The organism is Fibrobacter sp. UWH9 (genome assembly GCF_900129715.1).
GTDB lineage: Bacteria > Fibrobacterota > Fibrobacteria > Fibrobacterales > Fibrobacteraceae > Fibrobacter.
Genome location: NZ_FQWP01000012.1, coordinates 25,763 through 43,554, shown reverse-complemented (window position 1 = coordinate 43,554; position 17,792 = coordinate 25,763). Strand labels below are relative to the sequence as shown.

Here is a 17,792-nt window from a genome sequence, read left to right as displayed (position 1 = left end):
CGTTTTTTTTATCTATTTTGATTCAAGAACTGTGACCATTTTTGTGACCACTCCGCACATTTAGGTCTGCTCTTGAAGATGAATTGCCGTTTTTAGCTTAAAAACACAAAAAAAGAGTTCCGCACATTGCGAAACTCTTTCAGTGGTCGATACAGAACTCGAATCTGTGACCTCTACCATGTCAAGGTAGCGCTCTAACCAACTGAGCTAATCGACCATTTGCGACCATTTGGTTCTAACTTCCGTTAGGGTAGCCCAAATATAGAAAGCTTCTGTAATTTGTCAAGGGGATTTGGGCAAAAAAATTGAGTTTGTTTCTTTGTGCCGGAAATTATCGCTCGTCTTCGGGGACCCAGTAACGCAGGCGGCCCTTCACGTGGAGTGGTGGCTGGGCGTCCTTGCAGGAGCCGGAACGGCAATCCTTGAAATACAGGTTCAGGTCGGCGGTCCACAGGGAATCTCCGATGATCTCGTCGAAATGGATCGAGCTGCTGTCGGGAATTATGGGGGACTGGGACGAACCTTCCGCTTTCATCCAGGTGACATTCTGCATTCTTCCGTTGATGCTTGCCCGTGCCACAGGGGTCAGGTCCTTGCCTGTAGAGGGGTTGTTTACCAGCAGGGCAAACTGGTCCTTTCGGCTGCTTGCGGAGAGCTGCGTCTGGAAGTAGAAATAATGGTGCTGGTTGTTGACGTAGTAAGGGGGCTCCACATCGTTTTTATCCAGGTCGATGGTGTAGGGGCCCTCTCCGTTGACAGTGTACTTGAAATAGCCGCCGCCCTTGACTTCCCAACTGCTGTTGATGTCGCTGCACCCCATCAAGGTGGTGGCGAAAGTGGCGCCTGTAATTATGGCTGTAAAAATGCGGGTTGGGAACTTCATGGCCCTAAACTAGAAATTATCTTTGGCATTGATGACTGAATTTCCGGAGTTGGATCGGCTTGACGTAGAAACGCCCCTGGGTGTAGTTCACCTGGCGGGCTTTGTCATGGACGGTCCCCATCGGGAAGTAATCTTCAGAATTCTAAGGGAGGCGTCGGGGGAGCCCATCGCCGCCTCTGATCTGCAGGAGTCCGAGGAAGATCCTAGGCCCCGGTTCCCGAAGCTGGACTTTGACGTGAACTGGACCCATTCCAAGGGCTATTGCGTCGTGGCCTATGGAGACCCTGCGACCGGCAAGGATTTGCTGGTGGGGGTGGACCTGGAACGCCATTCCCCCAAGCATTTGCGCCTGGCAGAACGTTTTTATAATGCCCAGGAGATTACCGCACTCCGTGAACTTGAAAATCGCGGGATAGAAGCGCAGACGGTTGAGTTTTACCGCCTGTGGTCTCGGAAAGAGGCCCTCTACAAGTGCGTAGGAGGATCATTCTTCGAAGGCGCCATCGGTCGTTCTGTACTGGAGGATTCGGTGTGGGCAGGGCCCGAAGGCGGTGAGCGTCAGGTTCATTTTGTTGACCTGGACGGGCAATGTTTTTCAGAAAATAAAAAAGGCGCCGGTTTCCCGGCGGCCCTTTGTGTTGCGGTTTCCCGCAAGTCTAACCTTGATTAGTTGAGGTTCTGTTCGCCCTGTGCAGCGGGTGCGCCCGGCGGCAGGGGAGCGGTCAGTGCATAGAGGGGCAGGCTGACCAGTTCTTCGTTGTCGACGGAGAGGCGTACGATGTACTTGTCGGCGCGCTTAATGGGAAGGCGCTGCAGGTTCAGGACCATGTTCACGGCGGCGGTGTCGAAACCCTGTGCTACCGGTGCCAGAGGAATCTTGGACTGCATGGGGTTAACCACCGGGTTGCCGCATACGTCTTCGAAGACCAGGGACAGCTCATGTTCGCCGGCTTCTGCACGCTGGTAGCGGATACGGAAGGCTACAGCGCACTGGGGAATCTGCATGGGGAACTGCTGGGCAAAAACGCGGTCAAATGCGCCAAGAATGTTCAGACGGCCACCCATGTCGCTGGCAGTAGCGGCGTCACAAATTGCTGCAACTTCAATATTCATTATTTACTCCCAATTTTCGGCCACATACTTCATGACGAGCGGGCCGTTGTATTTGTTAGGTTTGCTAGATCCATTTTCGCGGGCCAGCATCGACAGGAACAGCTTTCCTGCACCGTCAAATGCCAGCAGCGGGCTTGAACCACGAAGGTAGTAATTGTTTTTCTTCTGGAAGACCGCATTGAAGTACGGAAGCTGGTTTTCGCCGTAGAAGTGCCATACCTGCTTGCCGTTGACGGTCTTCAGCTTGAATACGTGGACCTGGGAGTAGTCGGCCTTATGGTCGTCCATGGCCAGGTAGACGTCGTTGTTTCGGGTAACTACGCTCAGATGGTAGGCGATGAAGCCTTCGAAAATCGGCTTGCCGAAGACGTCGGACTTGTTCCAGCTGATGCTATTGGTGTTCAGGGTTCCCTTGTACACGTAGGGACCGTAGTTGTTGTAGTCTCTGTTGGCGAATGCCATGTAGAAGGTGGAACCGCTGGCAGACAGCGACATCTTGCTGACGTTCTTGGCAACGGAAGAGGTTCCCTGCTTTTCGTTGTAGGACGCATCGTAGATGGCGCTGTAGAGGGTGTAGTCCGAAGTGTTGTCGACTGCGGTAACGACCAGGCTGCCGTTCACGAATACGCCGTTGATTTCGCGGAACGTGACATTCTGGTTGTTCTGGGTCTTTCTGGCGATATCCTTTGTGCTCCACTTGCTGCTGCTGTAGTAGGCCAGCTTGTTCAGCTTGCTGGAGTTGATGTACAGAACGACCGGCTGTTGCTTGGAGGCGTTGTACAGCAACTGGGGGCTGGTGGTGCTGGCGATATTTCCCAGAGAAGTGAAGTTCTTTGCCGTCTTGTCGCTGGAGTAGATGAAGAAGGTTCCCTTTTCATCCAGGAGGCCCACATACAGGCTGGTACCGTCGGTAGTCACCTTGATATCGACGATGGAGTCGGTCAGGGTGATGGTGCCGCCGCTGGTCCAGCTGTTACCGCTGAGGACGGAGGCCTTGACGGATTTTCCACTGGTCGGGTATACTTCGATAGGTACATCGTCTACGATAACGAAGGCGGGGGCGACAATCAGGGAGGCGTTGTTGTTGAGGACGGTATCCTTGCCCTGGGTCTGCCATGCCTTTTCGAAGTAGATGGTGTGCTTGGCTTCTTCAGCGCGGTGACGGCTGTAGAAGGAAAGGGACGGTGTGGTCGTGGAACTGTCGCGGAAGTCCAGATAGATAGTCATGGAGCCCACGGCGGTTCTGCGCTTGAAGGCGGAGTTGAACTGGGAAATGTTGGTGTCCAGGGTGCCGTCGGGGTTACCCAGGTAGTAGCCGTTGTCGGAACCGCTAAAGCGCCAGTAGAAGACGTAATTGTCCTTGTCGCCCAGTTCACCCTGCTTGGAATTCTGTCCGCCCCAGGAAGGATCGAAGAAGTACATGGCGTCGTCATCCACGTTGGCGTCGCCACTCCACAGGTATGCGGTATCGGGAGCGGTAATGACACCCATGGGATGCTGCTTCAGGATGTGAACCACGGTGGTATCGCTGAAGGTTGCCTGGGTACTGGTTTCCTGGGCCTTAACGATACAGTACATGTCCTTGCCCTGTTCGGAGTAGCTGGAATCCTTGGAGATGGTCATCTTCTTGCCGTTGGCGTTGTAGTCGTACAGGGTGGCCTTTCCGCCCTTTTCTAGACTCTTGCCGGTTTCGATGACCTTACATTCCCATGAGAACCAGTCGATGCCCTGCCAGACGTCGTTCACGGTGGCAGAGAGGGTGAATGCGTCACCTACGTTGATGTAGATCTTTTCATCCTGGACCTGGATCAGGGGCTGTTCTGTGGTAAACTGGATCTTGACTGTGTCGGTGGCGGTGTTGCCGTCGTTGTCGGTTGCCCTTGCGACGCAGTAGTAGGAAACCTGAGGTGCGGGAGCCTTCCATACGGTGTCGTAGGCGCTAACAGTCTTCCAGTTGCGGTCGATTTCGCTGGGAGTTCCGCAACTCCATTCACGCTTGGAAATTTCGCCCGGGTCAGATGCGACGCCTTCGTTATCGTCGGTTGCCACGGCGCTAAGGGCCATGTTGAAGCCTTCGCGAACGATGATTTCCTTGCTCTTGACGGTAATGGTGGGCGGTGCGGTAATGACCTTGGTATGAATGGTATCGCGTGCGGTGTTTCCGTCATCGTCGGTGACCTGCACGATGCAGGAGTACTTGTCTTGCTTGGTGGAAGGCATGGTGGCTTCGGCGCTGCCGTTGCTGCCGGCGACGATGTTCAGGCCGATGTCGTTATCCTTGGAAAGGACGCCGCAACCCCATTCGATCTTTACGATGGTGCCCAGTTCGTCGCGGGCGATGGCGTTCAGGGGGAGCTTGTCGTTGATGGTCACCATGTCGTAGCCGCTAGCTAGAACGGCCTTCACGGTGGGCGGGTCCAGAAGCACGGTGTAGGTTGCCGTATCGCGGGCGGTAAGGCCGTCGTCATCCTTGACCTGGACAACGCAGTAGTACTTTCCTTCGCGGTTGGGCATCTTCACTTCGGCCTTGTTGCTGGACATGATTTCCCAGTCGTTGGATGTCACGGTCTTGAGGTTGTCGCTACAGGCGTAGGAGTATTCGGCGATGTAACCCAGTTCGTCGTTTGCAATGGCGTTGATCGTCTGCACGGAATTGATCTTGACCGTGGCCTGACGTGTGCTGAGCTTGACGGTGGGCGGATCCAGCAGGACCTTGAAGGTCAGAGAGTCGTATCCGACTTCATCATCATCATCGGTAACCTTGAACTTGCAACGGAACTTGTCTGTTTCGGAGCCCGGCATGTTCAAGGTGATCTTGACATCGCTGACGCTCTTGGGGGTGTTGTCGAATACCTTCTTGTTGTCGAAGATGATTGTTCCGTTACTGCAACCCCATTCAATCTGCTTGACGTAGCCGTACTTGTCGCTTGCGTCTACGGTCACATTTACAGAGGAGTTGATCTTGAGCTTGTCGCTGCCGCTGTAGGTGGCCTTGACAGAAGGAGGATCTGCGATGACGATCACCTTGACGGTGTCGGAGACGCTTCTGTTCTTGACATCCTTGACGGTTACGACCACGTTGTAGGAGCCGGTCTTGTTAAAGGCCAGGGTGCCCTGGGTGTTGTAGCTTTCCTGTCCGTCGGTGAAGGTAGACGCTGTGGGGCAGGGGTACTTGGTATCGAGATTCTTGCTGTCGCCGCAGTTCCAGGAAACGGTCAGGTCGGAACTTCCGTTGCCGGGGAAGGCGGTCACCTTGAAGTCTATGGTGTCGTGCATGGTCACCGAGGTGGTAAAGCCGGGCTCGGTAAAGATGATGGCCGGGTTTTCGCCACGGACGCCGAACTTGACCTGGGCGCTGAGATTTACGTTGTTCTCTGTGTAGCGGACGGTCATGATGTAGTCGACGCCTTCTTCGGCCTTGGTAATATCGCTGTATTTCAGAACGAACTTGGCCTCGCCGTCGTCGTTGACTGCAGAAGTCTTGGTGACGGTGTCCTTACCGATGATGTAGGTCCAGCTGACGGACTTGGGGGCGGGGTAGGCTCCGGTAATCTTTGCGTTGAAGGTCAGTTCCTTGCCTTCGCTAATGAGCTGCTTCTGTGCGCCATCCACATCCAGGGTCAAGGTCGTTGCGTCGACCACGAAGCTGGGCTTGATGACTCGCTTGTTGCCGGCATTGTCGACAGCGGTGAATTCAAAGCTGTGGAGGCCGTCTTCCATGTTGGCCAAGTTGAATTCGCAGTTGTAGATTGCGCCCTGGTCTGTGTTGTTGCAGGTAAGGGTCTGTTCCTGCTTGTTGTGGGTTGCAGAAACGCTCTTGACTCGAGATCCCAGGTCGCGAACATAGACGGTCTGCCTTAAGTTGCGGACGGTCAGGGTGTCGTAGTTCTTTACCAGGATGATCGGGGCGACCGTATCCTTGAGGGACATGGAATCTACGGTGACCATGGCGCCGGATTCCACATAGATCTTGGTCAGGGAGTCGCTGGTGTATTCGCCGATGCCGGACTTTGCCAAAATGGTGTAGTTGCCCGGATCGACGTTGACTGTGTAGTTACCCTTGGTGTCGGTAACGCCGACAAAGGTGTTGATGCCGTTGTTCAGTTCCAGGTTGATTCCTTCGTGGGAGGTTCTGCCCTGGTAGTGTACCTGACCGGAGATGGAACCCTGGTTAGAGGAAATGTCGCCGATATAGAAGTTCCAGGGGCGGCTGGTGCCTTCGCCTGTAGAAATGCTTTCGATGTGGACGATGTCATAGCCGTCGGTGACGTACATATCCCAGTAGATACGTCCTTTCAGTTCCTTGGCAGGATTGTTGATGAGCGTAATGGAGTTGCGTTCCTTTTCCTGGTCCCAGAAGTCGCACTTGGTGGACATGTAGTTTTCGGCAATCAGGTCTTCGGAGTCGAAAGCCTTAACAGGGGGAAGTCCGTTCTTGCCGTTCTGGGCGTAGATGAAGTACTTCAGGTCCTTGGGATTGTCTTCGTCGGTACCTTCGTAATAGAAGTAGAAGGGCTTGGTAATGTCGTGGCGTTCACCATCCTTGGGGTACAGGATTTCCAGCTTGGGGATCCTGTTGAAGTGGAGGTTTACGCTATCCTTGGTCTCGTTGTTATCGTCGTCGATGGCGATAACGTAAATCTTCTGGTTGCCCTTGGAGTCGATCTTCTTGGGATCGTTCTTGATGGTCAGGTACAGGGAGTCGTTATTCTTGCGGGTCTCGTACTTCCATTCCTTGGGGTCTTCCTTGCCGCTGGCGTCCAGGTCCACCATGATCTTCTTGATGGTGCCGAAGGAATCGCTAACGGTAATGGGGAAGACGATGTTGCCCTTGTTGCTGGTCCACAAGGTATCCTTGGGAACGTTCAGGACAGGCTTGGTGTCGATGACGTTGATATAGGTGCGCTTGGTGTCGGTACCGGCGGTGTCGGTGGAGTTGTTACCGTCGAAGGCGATGAACAGCGGGTAGTACACGCCGGGCTTGGAGTAGGCCCAGGCCATGGGCGTTGCGTTGTTGCCCAGGATGACGGTGTCCTTGCCGTCGGCCTTGGTCAGGTTCCACTGGAATCGGTAGATCTTGTCGACGTTACGGGGCAGGATGCCCATCAGGTAGACCGTATCGTTTACGGTAACCGTCAATGTGTCTGCCAGGGAGTCCGAGGTGTTGAAGTTAGTGTTGGCCATGGAGTCGGCGAATGCCTTGGCGTCTTCGAAGGACTCGCGCTGGGCGAAAATTCGGGAATGGTTATTCTGGAGGCTCACGTCTTCCTTGACGGAGGGTTCCCTAGAGCAGTCCGAAAGGCCTGCTATGGCTAAAATACCAAAGAGCAATGTTAAATATCGTGACTTACGCATGACTTACCTATGTTGCACCTTTTGGGGTTAAACCTTGTATTGTAAACTTTTATAAAATGTATCTTTTTTGAAAGCATTTGGGTGTGGAATTTTGCACCGATGGAGTAAGATTTATGGAATTAATACCCCTTTGGTATTGGTTGGCTGTTTTTTTTGTTTTTGGCGCCTGTGTCGGTAGCTTCTATAACGTTATCGTGTACCGCATGCCCCGCGGGATTTCGCTGATAAACCCGCCCTCCCACTGCCCGCTGTGCAAGAAGCAGATCCCCATCTACCTGAACCTGCCTGTAATCGGCTGGTTCATTCTGCGTGGCAAGACCGCCTGCTGCCATAAGCCCCTCGATATTATATATCCCATTGGCGAAGCCCTCTGCGGTTTGCTGGGGGCCCTGGCCCTGTTCGCTGCCGTGGCGGTCAATTACGGTGCCGTTGTGCCGGAACTTTTTGTATCGCCCGTGATGCAGCCCAGCGTGTGGGCCGATGCCCTGGCCATGTTCTGGCTCCTGCTGGGAGCTTACCCCGTCTGTGCGGTGGATTTTAAGTATAAATTAATTCCCGATTCCATGAGCGTTGGCGGCATTGTGGCTGGCCTCCTGATTTCGCTTATTCCCGGGGGCATTACCCCGCTGCAGAGCCTGATCGGCGCGGTTGCCACCGGTGGCGGCCTCTATTTGCTTGGACTTGTGGCAAGCAAGGTCTTCAAGAAAGAAGCCATGGGCTTTGGCGACGTGAAGCTTTTGGCCGGCTACGGAGCCCTCATGGGTTGGCAGTCTGCGGCCATGATCCTGGTGGTTGCCGCCGTGGTGGGCCTGCTGGTGATGATCCCCTACGCCCGTATCCAGCGCAAGATTGCAGAAAAGGCCGTGGTGGATGATTCCGAAGATGTTTCTGGCCAGATTCCCTTTGGTCCGTTTCTGGCCCTGGCGGCCCCTATCGTGTACCTTTGGGGCGAAACCTTCCTTGAACTTTATATAAGGTTTGTAGTCGGAGAATAGAACGTCTAACTTTTAATAGAAAAACTGGCTCCCGGGTGGGGGCCAGTTTTTTTTGTTGGTTGGTATTGGAGGAGGAATTTCTTATTTCGTCTGGATGTAGCGTCTGATGGCGGTACCGGACTTGCTGTACTCTACGACGATGGCGCGGGTGGCGACCATCTTGTTCGGCTTGGTGTTGCCGGTGTAGAGGGGGCGGCCCTGCATATCGAAAACGCGGTAGTAGCTGGCTTCGGCCTCGGTAGCCGCATCTGCGATGGTTCGGATGGCAGATTCTTCGGAATCGCTGGATTCAATTTCTTCGGAAGAATTGCTGGATTCAATTTCTTCTTCGGAACCGCTAGACGCGATTTCTTCAGAGGAACTGCTGGCCGGGTCTTCGATTTCTTCTGCAGCCACTTCGAAAGTCACGAATTCAGACATCTGGGTCAATCCGGAATTGTCGGTAGCTACGGCCACGGCGGAGTAGGTTCCTGCAGCCAGGTCGTTTACGGTGACGCTATAGGGGGCAGAAGTTGCGGTTCCCACCAGCTCTGTTCCGATGTAGAAGCTTACGCTCTTTACGGAACCGTCGGCATCGCTTGCGGAGGCGGAAAGTGTTACGCTGGAGCCTGCATCAAAGGCCTTGTTGGCGGCGGGTGCCGTCATGGCGACGGTGGCTGCCTTGTTGCTTACGCCAAAGGCCTGGTCGTAGGCGGGCATGGATCCGTAGCGGCCTCCCACGCCTGAGAGAGAGGGCAGGTCGGTGGGAAGGCTGTTTACGTCTCGCTTTTCCCAGCTGTAGCTGGGGTTGAAAGTTTCTGCCTGAGGGGCACCCATGGTTACAGTACCATTGTAGCGGTGCTGCTGGGTGGTGTTGCTATAGGTGATGCCGCTAAAGTAGACATAGCCGTTGTCGCCCCATTCTGCCAGGTAGCCCTTGCCGTTCTTGATGTAGCTATTTTCGTAGCGGACATAGGCCTTGGCTGTGGCACTGTGGCCGCTGGCGCCTGCAATGAAGAAGCGGTTGCCGTCTACCAGCTGGTTGTAAAGGTGAACCTTGGAACCGTCGTTTTCGCCCGTTACCTTGGGAACGCGGCCGTAGGTATTATGCCAATAGGAGTTGGCGTAAGTCAGCTGGGCGTCTTCTACCAGGGCCATGTAAGGGTCGGTTCCCCAGCAGTTGAAATCGTTGGCGCCGTCAAAATCCAGGTAGCTGATGGTAGCGTTGTCTACGAATTCCATGTCGAAACCGTCGCTAATCCACTTGTAGCTAATATGGTCGGCCCAGAACTTGTCCACATGCTTCGAAGAGGTTCCTACCGTTTCGAGACCGTCGCCACCTTCGATCAGGTGGGGGTTCACGTCGTAGATGGCCAGGTTGCGATAAATGTGGTTGCCGCTGCCTTCGTTACTGCGGACTGCAATAGAGGCTCCACGCAGATTGGCGCCGCGGCCCATGCCCACCAGGCTCTTGTTGGCCTTGGTGGTAATCCAGTTGGACCATGCCATCAGATTTTCGCTTTCCTGGACAATCTGCACGCCGGCTTCGGTCAGGTCGCTGCAGCTATTGGCCTTGAAGGTGATGCGGTAGAAAGTATTGGTCTTTCCGGTGACCGCATTCTTTTCGGAGCAGGTAGTCTTGCACCAGGTGCGTCCCTTGGCCTTGGCTTCGGTTACCGCATTGCGGAACTGGCGGAAATCGTAGGTTCCTTCGGGAACGAGAATAGTCAAGGCGTCAGAAGACTGCAGGTACTTGCGGACTTCTGCGGAATCCTTTGCGATAACGATTTTGCCTGCATCGCCGCCTGTTGTAGAGGCACCGAAACCTTCTGCCCTTACATTCAGGGTAAACAGGAGGACTGCGACGGAATCGCTTTCGCTGCTGGTCCAGATCCACTTGGACTGGGTATTTGCGGCAAAGCCCTTCAGGTCGCCGCCGCTAGGCATCGTTGTGTTGGAATAGCTCAGGGCTGTAGCTCCGCCCCACATGCTCAAGTCGCGGCCCTTTTCCTTCCAGGAGGCGTTTCCTACAGACGGCTTGGATTTCCAGTCGCTGCCGCTGTAATAGGAACGGTCAAGATCGTCAATCTGGACCAATACGCCGGGGGCTCCCGCGCCGTTGACACCCACCACGGAGAATGCGTTCTCGCCGGGGAGCAAAGTCATAGGAATGAAGCGGACGCGACCGGCCTGATTGTCTTCGGCCAGCAGGGCGCCATTGTGGTAAAGGCGGTAGCCGCCATCTGCCACAATCCACACTCCCGGACCCTTTCCTGCGTTGTAGGTGGCGGCGATGAGCTGAGAGCCCACCTTGTCTCCACCTCCATAGTTTTTGTCTGCAGGAAGCGTCACCACTTCATTTGCAGGCGTGGCGGCCAGCGATACACCACACGTACCAGCCATAACCATGCCTGCGATAATTTTACCCAAAACACCTTTTTTCATAAAGTTAAACCTTTCTTTTTATGAAATCCCAAATATCCCTGGTTCCTAGACAACGGGCATCCCAACCTCGTCGGCTCTGAACCATTGATAAATCTACCCAAAAAGCGGGAATATTCCTACTTGTTTTATGACTGAACCTCATTTAGCGTTGTTTCTGGACAACGGCAATGCGCTGGCCGATACCCCCATTTGCCCCCTTTTTCTTACATTTTGGGCATGGTTGAACCGCAAAAACAGAAAAAAGTCTTCGAATACCTGGATTACCGGGAATTTTTGAGGGACTATTACAGTCAGAAGAAGGCTGCAAACCCGGCCTTCTCCCTGCGTGTATTTTCTGACAGGATCGGTTTCAAGGCCAAGGACTTTATTAGCCGCGTCATGAACGGCGAAAAGAACCTGAGCCAGCAAAGCATTCCCAAGGTGGCGTCTGGGCTGCGGTTGGGCAAGCACGAGACGGAATTTTTCGTGGCCCTGGTGGAATTCAACCAGGCCGAAACCACTGACGACCGCAATGCGGCTTTCGAAAAGATGCAGGCCGCCATGAAGGTGGTCCGCTTTGCCGAAAAGCAGCACATGCTGGGGCATGCCCAGTATATGATCTATTCCCACCCCCGTCATCTGTTTATCCGTAGCCTGATCGGCATGTTCGGATTCGACGGGGATTATGCCGCCCTGGCAAAACAGGTGAATCCAAAAATTACCGCCGACGAGGCGAAGCAATCCGTAAAGCTGCTGGAAGAATGCCGACTCATAAAGAAGGATGAGAACGGCAAGTACGTGCTTACAGAAAGCGCCATTACCACAGGGGATCGTACGTCAAAGCTGGCCCTTCGCGGTTACCATCAGAATTGCCTCAAGATGGGGGCGGAATCCATCGACCGTGACCCGCCGGGCAAGCGCCACATTTCTGGCCTGACCCTGGGCATCAGCAAGGAAGGCTACGACCGCATCGTAGAACGTATCAATGCCTTCCGTAAAGAAATTGCCCTCATCGCCGAAGAGGATGAGGGCAGTGATAAGGTGTTCCAGATGGAATTTGCGTTGTTCCAGGTGGGCGGAAAATCAGAAAGCTAGCTTAAAAGGCGAATGTCTTTTGTGTGAGGGACTTTCCGTTTTCGGTAACCCTGACCATATAGACCTTGTGATCCAGGTTTCCAAGGTTCAAACTATAATCCCTTCCTGCAAAACGTTCCGCAAGAATCTTGTTCCCCAGCATATCGAAAATGGCAACTTCCTTCGGGGAGGCGCTTGCTGTATTGATGTGCAGGGTAGAACCTTCTACGTGGAGCTTAAGCCTAGAGGCGACGGTGGGAGCGAATCCTGTTGTAGATGAAGTAGGCTCGGCCTGCTGACTGCTAGAAGAAACTTCACTGTCAGAAGGATTCTCACTGCTAGAAGAAATCCCGCTGCTGCTGGAAAGGGGCTCCGGCGTGGGGCACTTGGAAAGAGGCATGGCGGAGTTGGTGGTAAAGCAGGCCAGGGAGTCTCCTTCTAGAACGAAGTTGTATACGCCCGGAATGCCTGCCCTGCCGCTCTTGTTGACGAAGGTGAAGTCGGCATAGTAACCGCCCTTTTGAACGACCTTGTTCATGGCCACACGCTGGTGGCTCTTGTTGCTGTTGACCGCTGCGTTTTCGAAAGCGTATGCATCGTAATCGATGTACCACACATATACGCCGTTGTTTTGGATGTAGGCGTCGTACTTTACGGCGGGGCGGTATTCAACAATGTAATATTCGTCGTTCTGGTTTGGGTTGCTGACAGAAAAGGCTTCCATCTTTGAAATGTCCCTCATGACGTACGAGGAATTGGGAGACATTTCCTTGATGGTCATCCAACCCATGGCTTCGCGTTCGAAGGCGGAGAACGAGGGCGGCGTTTCCCAGTTGCCGTTGTACATGCCCTGGGTCATGACGTCGTAGGGAGTGGGGCCCGATACAAAGTTCGTTCCGGAGCCGGAGTACATGTCGGGGAGACCCAGCACATGGCTAAACTCGTGGGCGAAAATTCCCATGGCGTTCAATTTCGAATTGTTGGAATTGTCGCGGTACTGGGCGATGAACAGGTAGGCGTCGAATGTATATCCGCCGGCGGTATAACCCTTGCTCCACTGGCTGGCGGCGCCGTTGTAGATCATCTGGTATTTGTGCCCCCAGAAGTAGTCGCTTTGCTTAAGGGCGTTTTGTTCTTCGCCGGGGAACAGGAAGAGGAACCCGTCGACGGTGGTGCCTTCGGCGCAGTACTTGTTTGCGTTGGCCTTGAAGTTCGGGTGCTTGACCAAGGCGTCAATACCTGCCTTGGTGTAATTCCCTTCGTTGAAATTACTGCCGCTGCCGAAACTGGTCTGTGCCACGTTTAGCGGTAGGGGGTAGATGTCAAAATGAATGTCCAGCTTACCGTTGGATGAATGGAGGTAGTAATCGCGGAGGCTGCCTATGTTGCCGTTCTTGTTGTAGCCTTCCTTGTTGAGCAGGTCATAGACGGCGGCGGAGTCGGCGTGGGGAATGTCTGTGGTTCCGACCAGGAGGGTTGGGATGTAACGTTCCCCCGAGACCCACTTTGGCGGGGTAGGGCGGTTTAGGGGCTGGGGGCTAGAAGAGCTCCTTAGTATCAATGCGCCGGGCTGTTCACTTTCGTCGGGAAATCGGCCCCCGTAAATGGCCTCATGCTTTTTTAGGATATTCTGCTTCTGGGATTCGTCTAACTGTTCCAGAAATTCATTTTCGGAGGGCAGCCTCAAATCCTTGTCGTGGGCGATAACGTTAGACGGTTTGCCGTTGGTGTCGGCGTAAACGTAAGTCCCGGATTGGTCGGGGAGCACCAGGTAGCCATCCTGGGTGGTGGCATAATGATAATGCTCGTCACCATGGTTGACAAGGGTGAGCTTGGAATCTCCGTTGTCTACAGTGTTGTAGACGTTAGGGGCTGCAGGGCGAGCCCAAAGTGCAGAAACGATGCCGCTGAATAAAATTAACCCGAATGCACTCTTCATGTTAAACTCCTGCAGAGAAAGATAAATTTTTTTGGGGAGAGCCGGTTGCTTTTTCTGTGAATACAATCTCATCCTCTTTACAATTCCATCTTGTTTGTTTAACTTTGCACACAAGTTCACTCCGGGTGACTTTTTTTGGGCCTCATTTACGGACCCTTTATATCTACTAGATAAAAACTTCTCTTTTGGAGAAATCATGAAAAATAGGGTATCAAGGTGCGCAGCCTTGATTGGGACCGTATTGTCTCTTTCGAGCTTTGCGCAGGTTTGTAACGAGGTCATCTTGTACAAGGGTGGCGAATCTGGTGTGATGGAGGCCGGAAATACATTTCCGGAATCTCCGGAGTGGAATGCTAACTGGGGAAACATGGGAACTTTGGTCCCGCCGTATATCCGCATTTCTGGAGCGAAGGCTTCTGCGGGCGACTGGAGCGGAACCATGGTCCTGGATCGCATGCCGGTAAACGTTCCTGGAGGCAACCTGTCTTTGGACCTGTCGGCTTCCCGGTCGGGGAAGGTGGGCGTCTGGCTGGAGGGTGATTTCGGCGTTAGCGCGGTACATTATGTGAATGTGTCTGCCGGTGTGCCGGACCACCTGGAAATTCCCGTCGCCTCGATTGTGGGTTCTGCCGGTGGACTTGTCCAGAGGATTGGCGTTGGACTTTATGACGTTCCCGCCAACAGCTATGAGACTCTCTTTCTGGATAACATCGCCTTTAGCTGTGCCGTGGGTGTTGATGGTATGGTCGATGGCGACTCCGACGATGAATCCCGGGAATTGGTGGTGGACTATTCCTTTAGCGATGTGGTTCCTGCAAGCCCCCGTCGCGAAACCCGGTTCAGGAGCGTTGCGGCTACAGAAACTTCTGCCGCCTACGATTCTGTATCCCGCGTAAAGATCGCCGACTCCACCAACGCCGACTTTGTATTGGCTGAACAGGAACATCTGCAAATCCAGAACTTTATGGAATCTGCGGAGCTTACTCCCGAGGAATCTCGCCGAGGTTGGTTTAACAGTATGTATCTGATTGAACGGAACCGTTTGCGGGATAGCGCCATGGCGAATCCGAAGGCGCTGTTCTACGAGGCGGCGGAATTTACGGCGGGGTATGATAATCGCGTCATGCCTGTCCTCGTCGGTAATGTGGACTATGCCTACCGCGTCTGTGCCGATACTTCCTGCGAAGTTTCTGATTTTGAGTCGGGCAGGGCGCTGCTGGCAGGGTTGCCTTCGTCAGAGGTTTCTGGGTCTGTACTTGAAATTTACTATGACCCCTATTTTATTGCCACTAACCGCAGTTCTATTCCGACTCTAGAAATCCACGATGGCAAAAGATGGGTGAATGTTCCCCTGAAATCAAAGGTCCGCGTAGAATTCGATTCTGCCGGTAAAAACAGCGTGAGTGTCCGCCTTGCAGATGGTGATATGACGGTTACTCAGAATATTGCAGTGGAGGTGAAATAATGCGTTTCTTCTTGTTGATGGCGACACTTCTGTTTGCCGCGGCCTCTTCTTTTGCCTCGGTAAAGGACCTGTTCTTCTATAAAGACGGCAGCCGTACTTGCGTAAAGGATTCCTATGGCATGGCGCCTGTGGATGCCGACGGAAAAAGCTGCAGTAGTTCCTCTAGGCACGATGTTCGCATCCGTGTGATCAATGCCGAACAGAATTCGGGGCAGAAGCTGGGCTTTAATCTGGTTCGCCCCTTCCTGATTATCGACGGAATCAATCTGGACCCCGGTAACCAAAGGACCCTCTCCAGTTTTCAGGATGATGCCAGTCAGATGGGGCTTTCTAGCCTACTTTCTGATCTGGGATATACCCCTGTGCTGGTGCAGTTCTCGGAAACGGTTCTGCAGTCCCTGCAGAAAAATGCCGAACATTTTACGGACCTCATGAAATTCATGAACAGGAATAAGTTGTTCGGCTTTGCCAACCGTTCTGTCGACGGCTTTGTAGTTATGGGCATTAGCCAAGGGGGAATTATCGGCCGCTATGGTGCCTACAAGTATGATTCTGCCCGCTCTTCGTCTGATGCTCCTGTGCGCCTGTTTGCCTCGCTGGATTCGCCCCATCAAGGGGCCGTGATTCCTAAAAGCCTGCTTTACACGATTGACTTCTGGGCCGAAAGGGGCGGAAGCAGTGAAGCTGAAGCCTTCAGGGATTTAATTCAGGGGGATGGTGCCCAGGACTTGCTGTTGGCCAGGCTAGAGAAGCGAAGTCAGCACCTCTTTTTTACGCCTACGGTGGTAAAGGAGGATTTCTCTTCGAACCGATTCCTTTTCGGGGATTACCGCAAGGCTGCGGAATACAAGGGCTTCCCTTCTGTTCTTGTGGCCCAGGGGCTGCTGAAGGGTAAGGAAATTTCCCATTCCAAGACTTACTTCAAGTTGAATCGCAGGGCTAAGAAGGCGGGTACCGTAATGGGCCGTGCCGAAAGTTACCTGTATGCGCCGGGGAGCGATTCTTCGAGTCTTTCCTACAATCGAATTTATCGTAAGATTAGCGAAGATTTCAAAAGAGATGAAGTCCGCTATTCCAAATATGATTTCGTACAGGGGAGTACTTACCCTTTTTCTAAGGTGATGTATAATAACCTGAGAAAGGGAATGCTGAATGCCATGCCCAGCGGTATGAAGATGAAAATCCTTGGGGCTCATTTCTCCTTGAGCACAGGGTGGGATGCTGATACCCTATATCAGACCCAGAGTACTTTCATTCCTACGGCTAGTGCCATGGATTTAAAGTGTAATGGCAAGATGGCCATGAACCAGGGGTGTGCCTTTAGCCAGTCGTCTAGCGGATTGAATTTTGAAAAGCCGGGTAGTCATAGCACCGCGACAGCCTTTTACGGCGTCGATCCGACACATCCCCGCTATAAGGATTCAAAGGGACCCCATCATATTGAACTTCCTGTAAGTAAGGGCGAGTTGGATACGACGGTTCTCCGGGGTATTCAGACGGACATTTGGAGGGTTCTGTGTGAATTGGCCAAGGCGGATTATGATACGGCCCGCAAGGAATATCGTAATGCCTATCTGGCGGAACATTTTACTCCGAAGGCCAGCTGCATGGATAATGCCAATATCCCTGCAATCGTGAAGAATGCCGGCCTTACCCAGACGAAGAAATTCCCTTATGCCAGGTATGACTACAAGACTTCTGCCACCGAAAAGAGCGGTACCGTCAAGTTTGACTTGGCTGCAGGCTGGCATCGTGTGGCCTGGTTTGACTACGGCGAAAACATTCCGGAAGGGAGTTCCTTTGAAGTTGATGTAAAGGTGGAGAACGCAAAGAATGACTGGATGCGTGCAGAACTCCTTCTGCATAAGGGCAAGAACAATTCCAACCAGCTTCAGCTGACCGAAGTGAAGGTCCCTGTCGATGGCAAGAAACATACCTTGCGCTGGAAAATGCCCTTTAGCAGGAATGCCCCCAGCACCTACAGGTGGATTCGCCTTGTGCTGAATTCCGATGGAGGCCGTGTGGCGTTGTCGAATCCAAGGCTTGTGGTGACCGGTGTAGAAATGCCTGAACCGGATCAGATCAAGTCCAACATAATTTACCCCAACTCGTCTTACAAGGTGACACCGTGGCTGTCTTCTACCCGAGTGCGCTATATGCCGACGGCTCAAGGTCAAAAGGCTTTGCAGATTGATTTCGATGCTGCGGAAAGGGGAGTCCATATCATCTTTGATAGTGCAAAGTCCTTGAGGGGATTTTCAAACTTGCGGGTGTCCTTTAAGCAGGGTACTTGTAGTGAAACGGCCGTGTATTTCGATTCCTATCGAGGGGGCGCTCGTCGCCTTAGGGACTTTGCCCCGGCGGGTACAAGTGCGGCCCTGATTCCCCTGGATTTGATTGTGGATACCCGCGTTACGCCTAATTTTGGATTGTCTGCAAGCCGATTGTCCATTTTAGGTATGAAAACTTCGGAATCTTGCGTTATCCAGGATATTTTGTTAGAATAACTTGTGTGTTGCATATAAAATTATGTAAAATTTATATGCTTTTTTACAGGCAAGATTT

At 53.1% G+C, this 17,792-nt stretch carries 10 protein-coding genes and 1 tRNA gene; 5 read left to right on the top strand and 6 right to left on the bottom strand.

The window, feature by feature from the left end:
* Positions 1-143: 143 nt before the first annotated feature.
* Positions 144-217 (bottom strand) — tRNA-Val (locus BUB94_RS10715).
* Positions 218-331: 114 nt separating this feature from the next.
* Complete coding sequence (locus BUB94_RS10710; protein ID WP_073236888.1) at positions 332-883, bottom strand: hypothetical protein; 552 nt, start codon at positions 881-883, stop codon at positions 332-334.
* Positions 884-914: 31 nt separating this feature from the next.
* On the opposite strand from BUB94_RS10710, the gene BUB94_RS10705 reads away from it, so the two are divergent.
* Positions 915-1,553: a 4'-phosphopantetheinyl transferase family protein gene (locus BUB94_RS10705; RefSeq protein ID WP_073236885.1), complete on the top strand. Its 639-nt coding sequence runs from the start codon at positions 915-917 to the stop codon at positions 1,551-1,553.
* Here the strand turns inward: BUB94_RS10705 and BUB94_RS10700 are convergent.
* Complete coding sequence (locus tag BUB94_RS10700; RefSeq protein ID WP_073160306.1) at positions 1,550-1,996, bottom strand: DUF6941 family protein; 447 nt, start codon at positions 1,994-1,996, stop codon at positions 1,550-1,552. The genes BUB94_RS10705 and BUB94_RS10700 overlap by 4 nt on opposite strands.
* Before the next feature lie 3 nt (positions 1,997-1,999).
* On the bottom strand, positions 2,000-7,351 hold the full coding sequence (locus BUB94_RS10695; protein ID WP_139260204.1) for a hypothetical protein: 5,352 nt from the start codon (positions 7,349-7,351) through the stop codon (positions 2,000-2,002).
* A 113-nt stretch (positions 7,352-7,464) separates the two neighbouring features.
* Between BUB94_RS10695 and BUB94_RS10690 the strand changes: the two genes are divergently transcribed.
* A complete protein-coding gene (locus BUB94_RS10690; protein WP_073236954.1) occupies positions 7,465-8,346 on the top strand; it encodes a prepilin peptidase in 882 nt (293 codons plus the stop codon).
* Positions 8,347-8,427: 81 nt separating this feature from the next.
* Here BUB94_RS10690 and BUB94_RS10685 read toward each other — a convergent pair whose 3' ends face one another.
* Entirely contained in the window at positions 8,428-10,770 is a 2,343-nt protein-coding gene (locus tag BUB94_RS10685; RefSeq protein WP_175549722.1) for an Ig-like domain-containing protein, read from the bottom strand.
* A 216-nt stretch (positions 10,771-10,986) separates the two neighbouring features.
* Here BUB94_RS10685 and BUB94_RS10680 point away from each other — a divergent pair, with 216 nt between their 5' ends.
* Entirely contained in the window at positions 10,987-11,844 is an 858-nt protein-coding gene (locus tag BUB94_RS10680) for a TIGR02147 family protein (protein WP_073236948.1), read from the top strand.
* Position 11,845: 1 nt separating this feature from the next.
* Here BUB94_RS10680 and BUB94_RS10675 read toward each other — a convergent pair whose 3' ends face one another.
* The gene (locus tag BUB94_RS10675; protein WP_073236879.1) at positions 11,846-13,762 is read right to left on the bottom strand and encodes a snapalysin family zinc-dependent metalloprotease; all 1,917 of its coding nucleotides are present in this window, start codon (positions 13,760-13,762) and stop codon (positions 11,846-11,848) included.
* A gap of 196 nt (positions 13,763-13,958) precedes the next feature.
* Here BUB94_RS10675 and BUB94_RS10670 point away from each other — a divergent pair, with 196 nt between their 5' ends.
* Both BUB94_RS10670 and BUB94_RS10665 read left to right on the top strand, forming a co-directional pair.
* Positions 13,959-15,227: a hypothetical protein gene (locus BUB94_RS10670; RefSeq protein ID WP_175549721.1), complete on the top strand. Its 1,269-nt coding sequence runs from the start codon at positions 13,959-13,961 to the stop codon at positions 15,225-15,227.
* On the top strand, positions 15,227-17,734 hold the full coding sequence (locus tag BUB94_RS10665) for an alpha/beta hydrolase family protein (protein ID WP_073236873.1): 2,508 nt from the start codon (positions 15,227-15,229) through the stop codon (positions 17,732-17,734). The genes BUB94_RS10670 and BUB94_RS10665 overlap by 1 nt, the downstream gene beginning before the upstream one ends.
* Positions 17,735-17,792 lie beyond the last annotated feature (58 nt).

Excerpts from the sequence above, each read along its gene's own strand:
- BUB94_RS10710 (WP_073236888.1), bottom strand. The coding sequence starts at position 883 with ATGAAGTTCCCAACCCGCATTTTTACAGCCATAATTACAGGCGCCACT.
- BUB94_RS10705 (WP_073236885.1), top strand. The coding sequence starts at position 915 with ATGACTGAATTTCCGGAGTTGGATCGGCTTGACGTAGAAACGCCCCTG.
- BUB94_RS10700 (WP_073160306.1), bottom strand. The coding sequence starts at position 1,996 with ATGAATATTGAAGTTGCAGCAATTTGTGACGCCGCTACTGCCAGCGAC.
- BUB94_RS10695 (WP_139260204.1), bottom strand. The coding sequence starts at position 7,351 with ATGCGTAAGTCACGATATTTAACATTGCTCTTTGGTATTTTAGCCATA.
- BUB94_RS10690 (WP_073236954.1), top strand. The coding sequence starts at position 7,465 with ATGGAATTAATACCCCTTTGGTATTGGTTGGCTGTTTTTTTTGTTTTT.
- BUB94_RS10685 (WP_175549722.1), bottom strand. The coding sequence starts at position 10,770 with ATGAAAAAAGGTGTTTTGGGTAAAATTATCGCAGGCATGGTTATGGCT.
- BUB94_RS10680 (WP_073236948.1), top strand. The coding sequence starts at position 10,987 with ATGGTTGAACCGCAAAAACAGAAAAAAGTCTTCGAATACCTGGATTAC.
- BUB94_RS10675 (WP_073236879.1), bottom strand. The coding sequence starts at position 13,762 with ATGAAGAGTGCATTCGGGTTAATTTTATTCAGCGGCATCGTTTCTGCA.
- BUB94_RS10670 (WP_175549721.1), top strand. The coding sequence starts at position 13,959 with ATGAAAAATAGGGTATCAAGGTGCGCAGCCTTGATTGGGACCGTATTG.
- BUB94_RS10665 (WP_073236873.1), top strand. The coding sequence starts at position 15,227 with ATGCGTTTCTTCTTGTTGATGGCGACACTTCTGTTTGCCGCGGCCTCT.